The following is a 15,187-nucleotide window of genomic DNA, read 5'->3' as shown; positions in this document are numbered from 1 at the left end:
AAAGGCGCTAACAGAGCGCCTTTTTTTATTTCCGCGGCAACTGGGTGCATAATCAAGAGAATTCAGTCAGGAGGTTTCATGTCTCTGCAAAACTTAACGCGCTTCCCGCGCCTCGAATTTATTGGCGCGCCGACGCCGCTGGAATATCTGCCGCGTTTCTCCGATTACTTAGGGCGCGACATTTTTATCAAACGCGATGACGTCACGCCGCTGGCGATGGGCGGCAATAAACTGCGCAAGCTGGAATTTCTGGCCGCAGATGCGCTACGTGAAGGCGCAGATACGCTGATTACCGCCGGGGCCATTCAGTCGAACCACGTGCGCCAGACGGCAGCGGTGGCGGCGAAGCTCGGCCTGCACTGCGTGGCGCTGCTGGAAAATCCGATTGGCACCACGGCGGAAAACTACCTGAGTAACGGTAACCGCCTGTTGCTGGATCTGTTCAATACTCAGGTGGAAATGTGCGACGCGCTGACCGATCCGAACGCGCAGTTGGCTGAACTGGCTACGCGCATCGAAGCGCAGGGTTTTCGCCCTTACGTCATTCCGGTCGGTGGCTCTAACGCGCTGGGCGCGCTGGGCTATGTAGAGAGCGCGCTGGAAATCGCTCAGCAGTGTGAAGGCGCGGTGGCTCTCTCATCCGTGGTAGTGGCCTCCGGCAGCGCCGGCACCCACGCCGGGCTGGCGGTAGGCCTTGAACAGGTGATGCCGGATGCGGAACTGATTGGTGTAACCGTTTCGCGCAGCGTCGCGGACCAAAAACCAAAAGTGGTGACGTTGCAACAGGCGGTCGCTGAAAGTCTTGAAGTGAGCGCCAGTGCGGATATTCTGCTGTGGGATGATTACTTTGCCCCGGCTTACGGCATGCCCAATGAAGCGGGTATGGAAGCGGTGAAACTGCTTTCGCGCCTGGAAGGCATTCTGCTGGATCCGGTTTATACCGGTAAAGCAATGGCCGGGCTTATCGACGGTATTACCCAGAAACGCTTTAAGGATGAAGGGCCGATTCTGTTTGTTCATACGGGCGGCGCGCCTGCGCTCTTCGCCTATCATCCGCATATCTAACGTAGAAAAAGACTTATGCAAGAGAGTATACAACTGGTTGTTGATTCGCTGCCGTATCTGCTCAAAGGCGCAGTGTTCACGCTGCAATTGAGTATTGGCGGCATGTTTTTTGGTTTGGTGCTGGGGTTCCTGCTGGCGCTGATGCGGATGTCGCAAGTCTGGCCGGTGCGCTGGCTGGCGCGATTCTACATCTCTATTTTTCGTGGTACGCCGCTTATTGCACAGCTGTTTATGATTTATTACGGCCTGCCGCAGTTTGGCATCGAATTAGATCCTATCCCTTCAGCGATGATTGGCCTGTCGCTGAACACGGCGGCGTACACGTCTGAAACCTTGCGTGCGGCAATTTCTTCTATCGATAAAGGCCAGTGGGAAGCTGCCGCCAGTATCGGGATGACGCCGTGGCAAACGCTGCGCCGGGCGATTCTGCCGCAGGCTGCACGCGTTGCGCTGCCGCCGTTGTCGAACAGTTTTATTAGCCTGGTGAAAGACACCTCGCTTGCGGCGACGATTCAGGTGCCAGAGCTGTTCCGTCAGGCGCAGCTTATCACGTCGCGCACGCTGGAAGTGTTCACCATGTACCTCGCGGCCTCGTTGATCTACTGGGTGATGGCGACGGTGCTCTCCTCGCTGCAAAACTACTTTGAAAATCAGCTTAACCGCCAGGAGCGTGATCCAAAATGAGTGCCATCGACGTAAAAAACCTGGTGAAAAAGTTCCATGGTCAGACGGTGCTGCATGGCATCGATTTGCAGGTAAATGAAGGTGAAGTGGTGGCGATTATCGGGCCGAGCGGCTCGGGGAAAACCACGCTGCTGCGCAGTATTAATTTACTGGAGCAGCCGGAAGGCGGCACCATTCGGGTGGGTGATATTACCATCGACACGGCAAAATCCATCAGCCAGCAGAAGGGGTTAATCCGCCGTCTGCGCCAGCATGTAGGGTTTGTCTTCCAGAGTTTCAATTTATTTCCTCACCGGACGGTGCTGGAAAATATCATTGAAGGCCCGGTCATTGTTAAAGGTGAAAATAAAGCTGAAGCCAGCGCCCGCGCGCGTGAATTGCTGGCGAAAGTGGGCCTGGCCGGGAAAGAGGGGAGCTATCCGCGTCGCTTGTCCGGGGGGCAGCAGCAGCGAGTGGCTATTGCCCGTGCGCTGGCAATGCGCCCGGATGTGATTCTGTTTGATGAACCGACGTCTGCGCTGGATCCTGAACTGGTCGGCGAGGTATTAAACACCATCCGTCAACTGGCCCAGGAGAAGCGCACTATGGTTATTGTGACGCACGAGATGAGTTTCGCGCGTGATGTCGCCGACCGCGCTATCTTTATGGATCAGGGACGCATTGTGGAGCAGGGCGAGGCGAAAGCGCTGTTTGCTAATCCGCAGCAGGCGCGTACCCGTCAGTTCCTCGAAAAATTCCTCATGCAGTAAACCGAAATCAATTACCGTCCTTAACCAAAATCAGGACGGTAATTGCCCGGACATCTCTTCGCCTGTCAGCTGAAAATTAAGATAATTTTGCGAGAATGTAATATTTTATACATATAAGCACTGTTTATGTGTTAGTTTTCTGTATTGATAAAAATAATTCTCAATAAGAGGCTTTCTCGTTCGTTATGAGGGACAGTGACTTTTTCAGTTGGCGGCGGGAGATGCTGCATCGTTTTCAATCCGCATCAACCAGCGACCAAATTTATACGCTTCTGCAGCAGCAAACCGAACACCTTGAATATGACTTCTTCTCGCTGTGCGTGCGCCATCCGGTGCCGTTCACGCGGCCTAAAACTTCACTCTATACCACTTATCCTGACGCCTGGATGTCGCATTATAAAGCCGCGAATTATCTGGCAGTCGATCCGGTTCTGAAGCAGGGCAATTTCCGTTTTGGGCATTTACGGTGGGACGATGCGTTATTCTGCGAGGCCCAGGAGTTGTGGGATGCCGCACGAGATCATGGTCTGCGCACGGGCGCGACGCAATGTCTGATGCTTCCAAATCATGCTCATAGTTTCTTTTCGGTATCACGAACACACGCGACAGAAGCAGGGCCAGATAGTGATGAAATTGAACTTCGCCTGCAAATGTTATTAGAGATGAGTTCTCTTGCGCTATTACGCGTTGAGGATGAAATGGTCATGCCGAGGGAGATGAAGTTCAGTAAACGTGAACTGGAAATACTACAATGGACGGCAGAGGGTAAAACATCGGCGGAGATTTCGATGATTCTATCAATTTCCGAGAATACGGTGAACTTCCACCAAAAGAATATGCAGAAGAAATTTGATGCGCCGAATAAAACGCAGATTGCCTGCTATGCGGTAGCGATTGGTCTTATCTGACTCTGTTTAATGTTCTGCGTGTCAGACGGAAAACCGGCTGTAGGCATTGCTTACAGCCGGTTTTTTATTACTGGCGGTAAGCTTGTTTAATTTGCTTAACGGTGCTGGAAAATACAGCAGACTGGGCTTCATCTTCCAGCAGTGCAATTTGCTTTTCCATTTTGAGAATCACGCGGCCAGCATCTGCCTGACCCATTGCCTGCAGCATCAGGGTCAGCATGGCTTTCAGACAGGATACCTCCTGGGCCAGGTGTTGGTTATTCTCCGCGGTGGAAAAATCAGGTGTGCTCATTTATTGCCTCGTATGATTTCTGCGCTGATGCGCGATACTGGATAGTGAAGGGCGCGAAGTATACCACAAGCCAGCATAAAAAATGGAGTGCTTGTTTTTTACCCGTTACTTTCGCCTCTCCTGATAATTAAAAATGGCCAGAACAGTGATTATGCACACAAAATGTTTAAATCTGGTTCTCTCATCGTTAATTATTGTTACATATTATATTGCGTATTTCTCATCTGCGAAAAATTGTCCATATACGGACAAATTGCGTAGAAAGTTGTAAAAAGAGTGCTTCGCATCTCACTGTTTTTAAGACATTTCCATCAGATGTACATTCTAATTTCCAAAAACGAGATCAAAATCGACGCTGTGACACTTTTAGACTTTCAAAATTGATATAAAACCCGGTACTATGGGAGTGAATTAAGAGGCAGTAGCGTTATCCCTATTCTGGAGATTATTCCTTTGATCAACGTCCTTCTTGTTGATGACCACGAACTGGTGCGCGCAGGGATACGACGCATTCTCGAAGATACAAAAGGTATTAGGGTCACCGGTGAAGTTAACTGCGGCGAAGACGCTGTGAAGTGGTGCCGCGCTAATCCCGTTGATGTTGTTCTGATGGATATGAACATGCCGGGCATCGGCGGCCTTGAGGCCACGCGTAAAATTGCGCGCTCTGCGGTTGACACAAAAGTGATTATGTTAACCGTTCATACCGAAAATCCGCTCCCCGCCAGGGTTATGCAGGCAGGGGCGGCTGGCTATTTAACCAAAGGGGCAGCACCGCAAGAAGTGGTGAATGCCATCCGCTCTGTATTCTCTGGCCAGCGCTATATTGCATCTGATATCGCGCAGCAGATGGCCCTGAGTCAGATTGAGCCGGAAAAAACAGAATCGCCATTCGCCAGTTTGTCTGAACGCGAATTGCAGATTATGCTGATGATCACCAAAGGCCAAAAAGTAAATGAGATCTCAGAGCAGTTGAATCTGAGTCCTAAAACGGTGAACAGTTATCGCTATCGCATGTTCAGCAAACTGAACATTCATGGCGATGTTGAACTGACTCACCTGGCAATTCGCCATGGTCTGTGTAATGCGGAGTCGTTAGCAAGTCAGTGAGTGAAGTTTTTGATTCAAAAGCCTTCCTGAAAACGGTCACCAGCCAGCCCGGCGTCTATCGTATGTATGATGTCGGCGGCACCGTTATTTACGTCGGTAAAGCCAAAGATCTTAAAAAACGCCTCTCCAGCTATTTTCGTCGCCAGGTCTCTTCCCGTAAAACGGAGGCGCTGGTGGCGCAAATTGCGCAGATCGACGTGACCGTCACGCACACGGAAACCGAAGCGCTGCTGCTGGAACACAACTACATCAAACTCTACCAGCCACGTTACAACGTGCTGCTGCGTGATGATAAATCTTATCCCTTTATTTTCCTGAGCGGCGATACCCACCCGCGGCTGGCGATGCACCGTGGCGCGAAGCATGCGAAAGGGGAATATTTTGGCCCGTTCCCTAACGGCTATGCCGTGCGGGAAACGTTGGCGCTGTTGCAAAAAATCTTCCCGATTCGTCAGTGTGAGAACAGCGTCTACCGCAACCGCTCGCGTCCCTGTCTGCAATACCAGATTGGCCGCTGCCTTGGGCCGTGTGTCGCCGGGCTGGTCAGCGAAGAAGAGTACACGCAGCAGGTCGATTATGTGCGCCTGTTCCTCGCCGGGAAAGACGATCAGGTGTTAACCATGCTGATCGCGCGGATGGAGAAAGCCAGTCAGGCGCTGGAGTTTGAAGAGGCGGCGCGCATTCGCGACCAGATTCAGGCGGTACGACGCGTGACCGAGAAACAGTTTGTCTCGAATAACGGCGACGACCTCGACGTCATTGGCGTTTCGTTTGAGGCAGGAATGGCCTGCGTCTATGTGCTCTTTATCCGTCAGGGCAAAGTGTTGGGCAGCCGCAGCTACTTCCCGAAAGTGCCCGGCGGTACGGAGCTTGACGAAGTGGTGGAAACCTTTGTCGGTCAGTTTTACTTCCAGGGTAGCCAGATGCGTACTCTGCCGGGGGAAATCCTGCTCGACTTTGCGCTCAGCGATAAAACCCTGCTGGCCGATTCGTTGTCGGAGCTGGCCGGGCGGCGCATCCACGTTGAAACTAAACCGCGCGGCGACCGCGCACGGTACCTGAAACTAGCCCGTACCAACGCGGCGACGGCGCTCACCACCAAACTTTCGCAACAGTCCACCGTGCATCAGCGCCTGAAAGCGCTGGCAGCACAGTTGGAACTGCCTGAGATTAAGCGGATGGAGTGTTTTGACATCAGTCATACGATGGGCGAGCAGACCGTGGCCTCCTGCGTGGTGTTTGATGCGAATGGGCCGCTGCGCGCCGAGTATCGTCGCTATAACATTACGGGCATCACACCGGGTGATGACTACGCGGCAATGAACCAGGTGCTACGCCGCCGCTATGGTAAAGATATAGAAGAGAGTAAGATCCCGGATGTTATTTTGATCGACGGCGGTAAAGGGCAACTGGGTCAGGCGAAAGCCGTTTTTGCCGAGCTTGATGTCACGTGGGATAAAAACCATCCTTTACTGCTCGGTGTGGCAAAAGGCAGCGATCGTAAAGCCGGGCTCGAAACGTTGTTTTTTGAACCGGAAGGTGAGGGCTTTAGCTTACCGCCAGATTCCCCTGCGTTGCATGTTATCCAGCATATTCGTGACGAATCACACGATCATGCGATTTCCGGGCACCGTAAAAAACGCGCTAAAGTAAAGAGCACCAGCACGCTGGAGACTATCGAAGGCGTCGGGCCGAAGCGTCGCCAGATGCTGCTTAAGTACATGGGCGGCCTGCAGGGTTTGCAAAACGCCAGCGTTGAAGAGATAGCGAAAGTTCCGGGTATCTCACACGGCCTGGCAGAAAAGATCTTCTACTCGTTGAAACATTAGGGGCTCTGTAGCAACATAGGGCTAATATTTACTAACAACAGATAGTTACCTTGCATGCAATATAATATTCCTACGTTGCTTACCCTGTTCCGCGTCATCCTTATCCCGTTCTTTGTGTTGGCGTTTTATCTCCCGTTTGTTTGGGCGCCGTTCGCCTGTGCACTGATCTTCTGTATTGCCGCGGTAACCGATTGGTTTGATGGCTATCTGGCGCGTCGCTGGAACCAGAGTACGCGTTTTGGCGCATTTCTTGATCCGGTAGCCGATAAAGTGATGGTGGCCATCGCTATGGTGCTGGTGGTTGAACACTACCACACGTGGTGGGTGACCCTGCCGGCTGCTATTATGATTGGCCGTGAAATTATTATTTCTGCCCTTCGTGAGTGGATGGCAGAGCTGGGTAAACGCAGCAGCGTGGCCGTCTCCTGGATTGGCAAAGTGAAAACCACTGCGCAAATGGCGGCCCTGGCGTGGCTGTTGTGGCGTCCCAATGAGTGGGTGGAGTGGGCCGGTATCGTACTGTTCCTGTTTGCGGCGGTACTGACACTGTGGTCAATGCTGCAATATTTGAACGCTGCGCGTGCAGATTTGCTTGAACAGTGATCGTTTCGGCGTAATTTTCAGCAAACAACACAAAGTTGCTAAAAATACCGTTGACTCAGTGCGTCAGATAAGTAGAATGCAACGCATCGAACGGCGGCACTGATTGCCAGACGATAGCAAAATCAAGTGGTTAGCAAATCAACTTGATGACGCGGGAATAGCTCAGTTGGTAGAGCACGACCTTGCCAAGGTCGGGGTCGCGAGTTCGAGTCTCGTTTCCCGCTCCAAATTAAAACATCGGCAGTTGCGGGTGTTACGTTTTAAAGGCGCGTTAGCAAAGCGGTTATGTAGCGGATTGCAAATCCGTCTAGTCCGGTTCGACTCCGGAACGCGCCTCCACTTTCTTCCCGAGCCCGGATGGTGGAATCGGTAGACACAAGGGATTTAAAATCCCTCGGCGTTCGCGCTGTGTGGGTTCAAGTCCCACTCCGGGTACCATGGGAAAGCAAAGAATAATCAAAGCAATAAGCAGTGTCGTGAAACCACCTCCGGGTGGTTTTTTTGTATCTGTTTTTCTTTGCTTCCATTTATCCTGCTCTCCCTCAATACTTGTCTGAACGCTCCCTTATAAACGTGATGAGATCAAAAAATGAAAACAGGACCCTTAACCGAAAGCGAGCTGGAATGGCTGGATGAGACCATCGAGAAATATTCGACGGATAAATCGATCCTCGACGTTTCCGAGCTGGACGGTATGCTCACGGCCATCCTTTCCTCGCCACAAGAGATTGAGCCAGCGGACTGGCTTCTGGCTGTATGGGGTGGGGCGGATAGCGTGCCGCGCTGGTCAGCGGACCGTGAGCGCGATCGTTTCATCAACCTTACGTTGCAACATATGGGCGATATTGCTGAGCGTCTGAATGACTATCCCGATCAGTTTGAACCTCTTTTCGGCACGCGCGAGGAAGAGGGCCAGGAGCTGACAGTTGTGGAAGAGTGGTGCTATGGCTATATGCGTGGCGTGGGCTTAAGCGACTGGTCGGGTTTGCCGCCTGCGTTACAGGAAGATCTGGATGCCATCGCACTGCACGGTGAAGAGCAGAAAGCAGAGGCGCTGGATAACTTCACGGCTGAAGAGTATCTGGAAAGTATCGACAAGATCCGCCCGGCAGCGCTCATGTTGCATGGGTTCTGGATGGCGCATCCGAAAATGACGCCGATGCAGCAGCCTGTCAGAAATGAGGGGAAAGTGGGGCGTAACGAGCCATGCCCCTGCGGCAGCGGAAAGAAATACAAACAGTGCTGTGCCAATAAATGAAAAAATGCCGGGTGTATTACCCGGCTTTTTTTTTAGCCTACTGCAGGTAAAAGATTTGCCGCTATCGCTACCTGAATCGCAATCACCGCAATCCCACAGGCAAACACAAACCATAACGCGGGCGTTCCGCCAGCGACGCGATAACCACCTTGTGGGTGATGTTTACGGCTCTGCATCGTCAGCAGTGATGGGATAATCAACGCCAGCACCGCCAGTGCCACGCCCGCATAACCCAACGCCATCACAAAACCACGCGGATAGAAAAGGGCGAAGGCCAGCGGCGGCAGGAAGGTAATGCCACCCGTTTGCAGGCGACCTCTTACGCCGTTCTGACGCTGGAACAAATCCGCCAGATAATCAAACAAGCCCAGAGCCACGCCGAGGAAAGAGGTTGCCAGCGCCAGATCGGCAAACAGATGTACCGCCAGTTCGACGTGGGCTGACGCGACAACGGCGCGAATCGCTTCCAGCAGACCGTTAAGCCCCGTATGCTGTGCCATCAAACCGGCAAAGACGCTGGACTCAATGCTACCCAGTGTCGCCAACTGCCAGAAGAGATAAGCGACCAGCGGAATGAAACTGCCAATCATAAACACGCGACGTAGTTTACGAATGTCGCCATTCATATAGCTCACAATGCTGGGTACGCTGCCATGAAAACCGAATGAGGTGAAGATCACCGGGATGGCCGATAGCGCCAGACCCTGTTGCAACGGCAGCGTCAACAAATTGATTTTATGAATGTGTGGCAGCAGCAGCGCCAGCATCACCACCAGAAAAATAATCTTGGCGCTGAACAGGAAGCGGTTGAAAAGGTCGACCAGCGATGTGCCAATACAAATCACCGTGCCGCCAATCGCCGTGAACAGCAGTACACCAATAGCGGGCGGCATATTGACGGAAAACCACTGGCTAAGACTGGAGGCCAGCAACTCACCCGCACCGCTGATATAGGCGGCAGTCAGGGCGTACATTAAAAATAACATGCTGAAACCGGTTAGCCACTGACCATAGCGGCCGAGATAGCGGTGTGCGAGAGAGCCAAGGCCGGTGTCAGCAGGGACGTGTTGATACACTTCCAGCAACAGCAGGGCGGTGTAGCACATCAATGCCCAAAGCCCAATTAACAGCACCAGCGTTACGCCGAAGCCGACGCCAGCCGCAGCCAGCGGCATCGCCAGCATACCAGCACCAATGGTGGTGCCCGCTACGATTAAAATACTCCCCAGGGTACGGTTCTTCACGCTTTCCTCTACGACTGCACGTATATACGACACGAATATGTCGCGCAGGTTATGTGAAACCAGACGATTCGTCAAATCACGATTACAGGGTGTGTAATAAAAAGTTTACGAATAAAGTGAGTTAAGAAAGCCTGCGCTAGCGCAAAAAAGGTATATCAAATGCAGGTTAATGTGACGGTTTTAGCGGAGGCATTATGGAATCTATTCACGGTCATGAAGTGCTGAATATGATGATCGCATCAGGCGAATCTTATTCAAAAGAAAGTCTGGTAATGGCAATTGAAAACCGTTTCGGTGAGAGCGCGCGTTTTCATACCTGTTCGGCAGAAAATATGACCGCAGCTGAGCTGGTTGCATTTCTGGAGAAAAAAGGCAAGTTTGTTCCGGTGGATGCGGGATTCACCACGGCGGAAAGTAAAATTTGTCGACATTAATAAGCAGCGGCGAAATAACGCCGCTGCCCGTTAATTAATTCTGAGTATCGAGCGTAGAGAGCTCTTTATCAATAAAGTAGAGGCCTTCACCGCTTTTCCCGGCGAGGGTCAATTTATCAATCACAGATTTAAACAGTTTCTCTTCTTCGTGCTGCTCAGCGACATACCATTGCAGGAAATTAAAGGTTGGATAATCCTGATTGGTCATCGCGGCATGCGCCAGCTCATTGATCTTAGACGTAATCAATTGTTCATGCTCGTAGGTGGCGCGGAACAGATCGTCCAGTGACGCGTATTCTGCCACCGGTGAAGCAACGCTGTGGATGCATGGCAGGCTACCGGTGTCGGTCAGGTAATCGAACAGACGCTGCATGTGCTGCATCTCTTCCTGAGCGTGGCGGCGCAGAAACGCAGCGGCGCCCTCAAAGCTGTTAAAGCTGCACCAGGCGCTCATCTGTTGATAAAGCAGGGAGGAGTAAAGCTCGAGATTCATTTGTTGATTTAATTTCTCGATCATTTCCGTTTTTAACATTGTCAGGCTCCATAAAGGCGTAATTAATTATGGAGGAACTATAAGTTGTTATTAAATTATTTGCAAAAGGTAAAATTAAAAACCCTTATTTAATAATGCGAATGGGAATAAAACGCATTGGCATAATAAATACGCCGGAATTTATTCCGGCGTAGAATTTAATTCCATGCGGGTGCAACTGGTGTAACAGCGATCCCTCTGCATTGATACTGCAGCGTCACGCTTTCGTTAATACATAATGGCCCGCTGCTGCTAACACAGGTGGTAATTGGCTGTCCGTAAGCAAAGGCAGAGGCGTATCCCATTTGCTGGCAAGCTTTTGTCGCCGTCCCGTTCGCGACATAGTCATCGGTCTTTGCGTTCTGCAACATTGCCTGGCCATAAGTCAGACGCACGACGCCGCTGGTCGCATCCATTTCGCTCACGGCGGCCTCTCGGTGGACGCTACAGGCAGATAGCACAAGCGCGATAGCGCTAATCGTTAAGAATGTTTTCATGGTGTTACCCGGGGCAATCTATCATTGCTCTATCCTGTCACATGCCGGTGTGGGCAATCTTCCGATTAAAGACGATAACCGTGCTTTCTTATGGCGACGATGGGCGTCTGATAAAGCAAAAATGTGAGCCTTGCTGTGATTTTTAAAACCATTTTTCATAAAATTTGAAAGTATGTTTGTGAGGTTGTAAGGTTGATACATTGTTATCGAACCCTTGCGGGAGACGCCCGCGCTGCATTCAGGAGAGGAAAGAATGAAAATTGCACTGATGATGGAAAACAGCCAGGCCAGCAAAAACGCCATCATTCATAATGAGTTAAAAGCGGTTGCCGATGAAAAAGGCTTCCCGGTTTTCAACGTGGGTATGAGCGATGAAAATGACCATCATCTGACCTATATTCACTTGGGTATCATGGCCAGCATCCTGCTGAATTCCAAAGCGGTTGATTTCGTCGTAACTGGATGCGGTACCGGCCAGGGGGCGCTGATGTCCCTGAACATCCACCCGGGTGTGGTATGTGGTTACTGCATCGATCCTGCTGATGCCTTCCTGTTCGCGCAGATCAACAACGGTAACGCACTGTCGCTGCCCTTCGCGAAAGGCTTCGGCTGGGGCGCGGAGCTGAACGTGCGCTTTATTTTTGAAAAAGCCTTTACCGGTCGTAACGGGGAAGGTTATCCGCCAGAGCGTAAAGAACCGCAGGTTCGTAACGCGGGCATTCTGAACCAGGTGAAAGCGGCTGTGGTGAAGGAAAACTATCTTGATACGCTGCGTGCGATTGACCCGGAGCTGGTGAAAACCGCTGTTTCTGGCCAGCGTTTCCAGCAGTGTTTCTTTGAAAATTGCCAGAATAAAGAGATCGAAGCGTTTGTGCGTGAGATCCTCGGGTAATTCTGTATGAAATGAAAATCCCCACGTAAGTGGGGATTGAGACTGATGGCAAACGCGAAATTGCCTGATGCGCTCCGCTTATCAGGCCTACAAGAATTCTGCAATATATTGAATTAATGCGATTTTGTAGGCCGGATAAGGCGTTTACGCCGCATCCGGCAAGAACAACGTGCAATCCGTCAGCAATCTGAATCCCCACCGGTGTGGGGATTTTTGATTCTATGCTTTCACCTTTTGAGATACCGACACACCAGCATCTTGAGTCAGCCGTAGCGTGTCCATCATCCCAGCCAGACAGATCAGAGCGATAAACACAAACGCCAGTCTGAAGCTTATTCCCGGCATGGCGCCGAGTGCCAGCACTTCACTCACTTTCTCCCCCAGACGAATACCGATTGCCCCAAGGGTGATACCAAGCCCGATAGCTAACTGACTGGCGGTGCTGAACAGCGTATTGGCATAACTCATCTGCGAGCCGGGCACGTCCGCAAACGCCAGCGTGCTCACGCCGGTAAACTGGATGGAGCGGAATACGCCGCCTAAATAGAGCACCAGTAATATGGCCCACTCGGGAGTTTGTGGCGTTAAGAAGGCGCAGGCGACCAGAGCCACCACGTTCAAAGCGCCATTAATCAGTAACAGGCGGCGGAACCCCAGCCAGCGAATCAGCGGTGTCGTGGCGGGCTTGATGGTCAGATTGCCGACAAATACCGCCAGTACCAGCAGGCCTGAATGGAACGGATCCATCCCAAAACCGACCTGAAAAAGCAGCGGCAGCAGGAAAGGCACCGCACTGATTGAAGCCCGGAATAGCGATCCTCCGTACATCGTGACTCGGAAAGTCGGTACGTTCAGCGCATCCAGACGGATCATCGGCCATTTGGCTCGCCGGAAATGGTACAGCGAGTAATAAAATGCCAATCCGCCAATAGCAAAGAGTGTCAACACCACCCAATTGTGTATGCGTTGACCGCCCAGCGCTTCCATGGCGCACACCAGGCATACCATCGCCACCGAGGTAGCGAGAAAACCAGGCAGGTCAAAGGGGCGGCGTTCGTCATCGCGGATGTCGGGAATGATACGTAGCGACAGCAAAATGGCGATAATGCCCAATGGAACGTTAATAAAGAAGATCCACCGCCAGTCCGCGACGCTGGTGATAAACCCACCCAGCGGCGGCCCGATAATGGGGGCGATGAGCGCGGGCCAGGTGAGCGTGGCGATAGCCGTGATGAGCAGATGTTTTGGTGTAGTACGCAGAACCGCCAGACGTCCAACGGGTACCATCAGCGCGCCGCCCATTCCCTGAAGGATGCGCATGGCGACAAAACTATCGACGGTAGTTGCCAGGCCGCAAAATACGGATGCCAGGGTAAAAATGGCCAGCGCCAGGGTGAATATTTTCCGTGCGCCGAATCGGTCGGCAATCCAGCCGCTGGCGGGGATGAGAACGGCCAGCGTGATCAGATAGGCGCTGATACCAATGTTAAGATCGACGGCGTCTTCACCAAAACTTTTGGCCATGTCGGGCAGGGCGGTGGCGATCACGGTGCCATCAAGAAACTCCATAAAAAACGCCCCGGCAACCAACAGAGCAGCAGGCGACAGTCCGCGCTTGTTTTGTGCCTGGAGAGGCTCACTCATTTTTGTTTTACCCTATCAAAATAATCTGCAATTTTTCTAATATAAGTTTTTAGCTAAGTAACGGATTTGTTTCAGATAATAGATCTTAATCGCGGTTTGCTGAAAAATTAAACGTGACGCATGTCCCGTTTTGGTTGATTTTTGTGATGAATGTCATACTATGTGTCAAAAGACAATAACACCTGCGTAACAAAATCGGAGCATCACAATGAAACAACGCATGCGCAAAATCCTCAAAAGCATGTTCGAGAACTATTGCAAAACTTTCAAAGACGTACCGCCAGGCGCTATGTTCTGATAAAAAAACCTGCCACGGCAGGTTTTTTTATGTCTGCAAGGAGCAGGCTTCGTTCCTTTCGAGTACCATAGTACCCCTAAATGTTAAGGAGCGTATATGTCCCAGAACCTGACTGCTGATGAAGAACTGGTATCCGACGTGGTAGCCTGCCAGTTGGTCATTAAGCAAATTCTTGATGTCATCGATGTCATCGCCCCCGTCGAAGTGCGTGAGAAAATGTCCACTCAACTGAAATCTATTGATTTTGCTGGGCACCCATCCGCTGATCCGGTCACGCTGCGCGCGATCCAAAAAGCCATTGCCCTGATTGAGCTGAAGTTTACACCGCAGGGTGAAGCACACTGATTGATACGGGTTATGCAACCGGCAGGTTTATGCTGCCGGTTGTCGCTTGGGAAGGGATTAATGCACCTGGTGATTCACCACGTTCAGCAGATGCTGATCGGTTTGTTGCATACACAGCCCCGCTTTATTGGCGTTGCGTACTTCCTCAAGAATGGCCTGCAATAAAACGCCATCCTGCTGTTGCTCTACTTCAAGATTGGTCAGGAAGTTCAGCGTGCTGTCGTCGCGCAGAACCTTTGCCTGCTCGGCCAACTCAGAAAGCGTAGTGCTGCGCTGGTTGTACTCTTCAATGGTCTTCAGGAAGAGTTCTTCGAGTGATGCACACTGTTCTTCGTGTGGCTCGATGGCTTTCACGACCGGATAGCCGCCAGATTTCTTCATGTAATCAAATACCCGCATCATTTGGGTGACGCTGGTTTGCGCCTGCGCGCGAAGGAAAGTCGCGGTGCCGTTGAGGCGTTGTTCAGAACACCACTCGCTCAGACGGAGATAGAGATTAGATGCGTAAAACTCAAGGTTCATTTGAGTATTCAGTTTTTGAACCATTCCTGGGACTGCCATACCAATATCCTTATTTCCTGGAAGGGACAACTCACGTTAACAGGCGGATTTTTACTTTAAATTGATACGCTACAATGAAGCAGCCTGAATTAATTTACGTTTAAATCACGCTATTTACGCGTCAGAGAACAATAACAGAATGTAATATTCAACGACCTCTGAATGTGACCGATGTACGATTCCTGACTCGGCTCGAAAAATAATACCGCGCACTCCAGCCTAAGAAAACTCTTAAGTTTGTT

Annotated in this window: 18 protein-coding genes and 3 tRNA genes; 15 read left to right on the top strand and 6 right to left on the bottom strand. The window is 51.3% G+C overall.

The features are described 5' to 3' along the window. Positions 1-78 precede the first annotated feature (78 nt). From dcyD to sdiA, 4 genes are all read left to right on the top strand, one after another. Positions 79-1,065, top strand: a complete 987-nt coding sequence (gene dcyD, locus DBY68_RS14520; protein ID WP_108475247.1) for a D-cysteine desulfhydrase — start codon at positions 79-81, stop codon at positions 1,063-1,065. A gap of 15 nt (positions 1,066-1,080) precedes the next feature. Continuing rightward, a complete protein-coding gene (gene tcyL / locus DBY68_RS14515; RefSeq protein WP_108475248.1) occupies positions 1,081-1,749 on the top strand; it encodes a cystine ABC transporter permease in 669 nt (222 codons plus the stop codon). Then, positions 1,746-2,498, top strand: coding sequence for an L-cystine ABC transporter ATP-binding protein TcyN (tcyN, locus tag DBY68_RS14510; RefSeq protein WP_108475249.1), 753 nt, complete (start codon positions 1,746-1,748; stop codon positions 2,496-2,498). The genes tcyL and tcyN overlap by 4 nt, the downstream gene beginning before the upstream one ends. Positions 2,499-2,683: 185 nt before the next feature. Further along, entirely contained in the window at positions 2,684-3,406 is a 723-nt protein-coding gene (gene sdiA / locus DBY68_RS14505) for a transcriptional regulator SdiA (RefSeq protein ID WP_108475250.1), read from the top strand. A 67-nt stretch (positions 3,407-3,473) separates the two neighbouring features. On the opposite strand, the gene DBY68_RS14500 is transcribed toward sdiA, so the two are convergent. Beyond that, on the bottom strand, positions 3,474-3,698 hold the full coding sequence (locus DBY68_RS14500) for a DUF2594 family protein (protein ID WP_015963966.1): 225 nt from the start codon (positions 3,696-3,698) through the stop codon (positions 3,474-3,476). A 453-nt stretch (positions 3,699-4,151) separates the two neighbouring features. On the opposite strand from DBY68_RS14500, the gene uvrY reads away from it, so the two are divergent. The 7 genes from uvrY to DBY68_RS14465 all read left to right on the top strand — a co-directional run bounded on the left by uvrY (position 4,152) and on the right by DBY68_RS14465 (position 8,498). Then, positions 4,152-4,808 carry a UvrY/SirA/GacA family response regulator transcription factor gene (gene uvrY / locus DBY68_RS14495; RefSeq protein ID WP_108475251.1) on the top strand — a complete coding sequence of 219 codons (657 nt, stop codon included), beginning with the start codon at positions 4,152-4,154 and terminating at the stop codon, positions 4,806-4,808. After that, on the top strand, positions 4,805-6,637 hold the full coding sequence (gene uvrC / locus DBY68_RS14490; protein ID WP_108475252.1) for an excinuclease ABC subunit UvrC: 1,833 nt from the start codon (positions 4,805-4,807) through the stop codon (positions 6,635-6,637). Before uvrY ends, uvrC begins: the two co-directional genes overlap by 4 nt. Before the next feature lie 54 nt (positions 6,638-6,691). Continuing rightward, entirely contained in the window at positions 6,692-7,240 is a 549-nt protein-coding gene (gene pgsA / locus DBY68_RS14485; RefSeq protein ID WP_015963969.1) for a CDP-diacylglycerol--glycerol-3-phosphate 3-phosphatidyltransferase, read from the top strand. A gap of 151 nt (positions 7,241-7,391) precedes the next feature. Further along, positions 7,392-7,467 (top strand) — tRNA-Gly (locus tag DBY68_RS14480). Positions 7,468-7,505: 38 nt separating this feature from the next. After that, positions 7,506-7,579, top strand: a tRNA-Cys gene (locus tag DBY68_RS14475). 12 nt (positions 7,580-7,591) lie between these two features. After that, positions 7,592-7,678, top strand: a tRNA-Leu gene (locus tag DBY68_RS14470). Positions 7,679-7,829: 151 nt separating this feature from the next. After that, positions 7,830-8,498 (top strand): YecA family protein, encoded by a 669-nt coding sequence (locus tag DBY68_RS14465; RefSeq protein WP_108475253.1) that lies wholly within the window; start codon positions 7,830-7,832, stop codon positions 8,496-8,498. 32 nt (positions 8,499-8,530) lie between these two features. Here the strand turns inward: DBY68_RS14465 and tyrP are convergent, their stop codons facing one another. Next, positions 8,531-9,742, bottom strand: coding sequence for a tyrosine transporter TyrP (gene tyrP, locus DBY68_RS14460; protein WP_108475254.1), 1,212 nt, complete (start codon positions 9,740-9,742; stop codon positions 8,531-8,533). Between the two features lie 194 nt (positions 9,743-9,936). Here tyrP and DBY68_RS14455 point away from each other — a divergent pair, with 194 nt between their 5' ends. Further along, complete coding sequence (locus DBY68_RS14455; RefSeq protein ID WP_108475255.1) at positions 9,937-10,176, top strand: YecH family metal-binding protein; 240 nt, start codon at positions 9,937-9,939, stop codon at positions 10,174-10,176. A 34-nt stretch (positions 10,177-10,210) separates the two neighbouring features. Here DBY68_RS14455 and ftnA read toward each other — a convergent pair whose 3' ends face one another. Both ftnA and yecR read right to left on the bottom strand, forming a co-directional pair. Continuing rightward, entirely contained in the window at positions 10,211-10,708 is a 498-nt protein-coding gene (gene ftnA / locus DBY68_RS14450) for a non-heme ferritin (protein ID WP_108475256.1), read from the bottom strand. Between the two features lie 158 nt (positions 10,709-10,866). Next, positions 10,867-11,205, bottom strand: a complete 339-nt coding sequence (gene yecR / locus DBY68_RS14445) for a YecR family lipoprotein (RefSeq protein WP_108475257.1) — start codon at positions 11,203-11,205, stop codon at positions 10,867-10,869. Positions 11,206-11,458: 253 nt separating this feature from the next. On the opposite strand from yecR, the gene DBY68_RS14440 reads away from it, so the two are divergent. After that, the gene (locus DBY68_RS14440) at positions 11,459-12,097 is read left to right on the top strand and encodes an RpiB/LacA/LacB family sugar-phosphate isomerase (protein WP_108475258.1); all 639 of its coding nucleotides are present in this window, start codon (positions 11,459-11,461) and stop codon (positions 12,095-12,097) included. A gap of 219 nt (positions 12,098-12,316) precedes the next feature. Here DBY68_RS14440 and DBY68_RS14435 read toward each other — a convergent pair whose 3' ends face one another. Then, the gene (locus tag DBY68_RS14435) at positions 12,317-13,741 is read right to left on the bottom strand and encodes an MFS transporter (RefSeq protein ID WP_108475259.1); all 1,425 of its coding nucleotides are present in this window, start codon (positions 13,739-13,741) and stop codon (positions 12,317-12,319) included. Positions 13,742-13,949: 208 nt separating this feature from the next. Here DBY68_RS14435 and azuC point away from each other — a divergent pair, with 208 nt between their 5' ends. Together azuC and DBY68_RS14425 are read left to right on the top strand one after the other, a co-directional pair. Then, a complete protein-coding gene (gene azuC, locus DBY68_RS14430) occupies positions 13,950-14,039 on the top strand; it encodes a stress response protein AzuC (RefSeq protein ID WP_015963980.1) in 90 nt (29 codons plus the stop codon). A 96-nt stretch (positions 14,040-14,135) separates the two neighbouring features. Next, the gene (locus DBY68_RS14425) at positions 14,136-14,384 is read left to right on the top strand and encodes a DUF2766 family protein (RefSeq protein WP_015963981.1); all 249 of its coding nucleotides are present in this window, start codon (positions 14,136-14,138) and stop codon (positions 14,382-14,384) included. A gap of 57 nt (positions 14,385-14,441) precedes the next feature. On the opposite strand, the gene DBY68_RS14420 is transcribed toward DBY68_RS14425, so the two are convergent. Further along, the gene (locus DBY68_RS14420; RefSeq protein WP_108475260.1) at positions 14,442-14,945 is read right to left on the bottom strand and encodes a non-heme ferritin-like protein; all 504 of its coding nucleotides are present in this window, start codon (positions 14,943-14,945) and stop codon (positions 14,442-14,444) included. Positions 14,946-15,187 lie beyond the last annotated feature (242 nt).

The sequence above is a fragment of the Pseudocitrobacter sp. RIT415 genome (assembly GCF_003057695.2).
In the GTDB taxonomy this organism is placed as follows: Bacteria; Pseudomonadota; Gammaproteobacteria; order Enterobacterales; family Enterobacteriaceae; genus Pseudocitrobacter; species Pseudocitrobacter faecalis.
The sequence above is the reverse complement of the archived record's forward strand: the minus strand, read 5'-3'. Positions and strand labels throughout refer to the sequence as shown.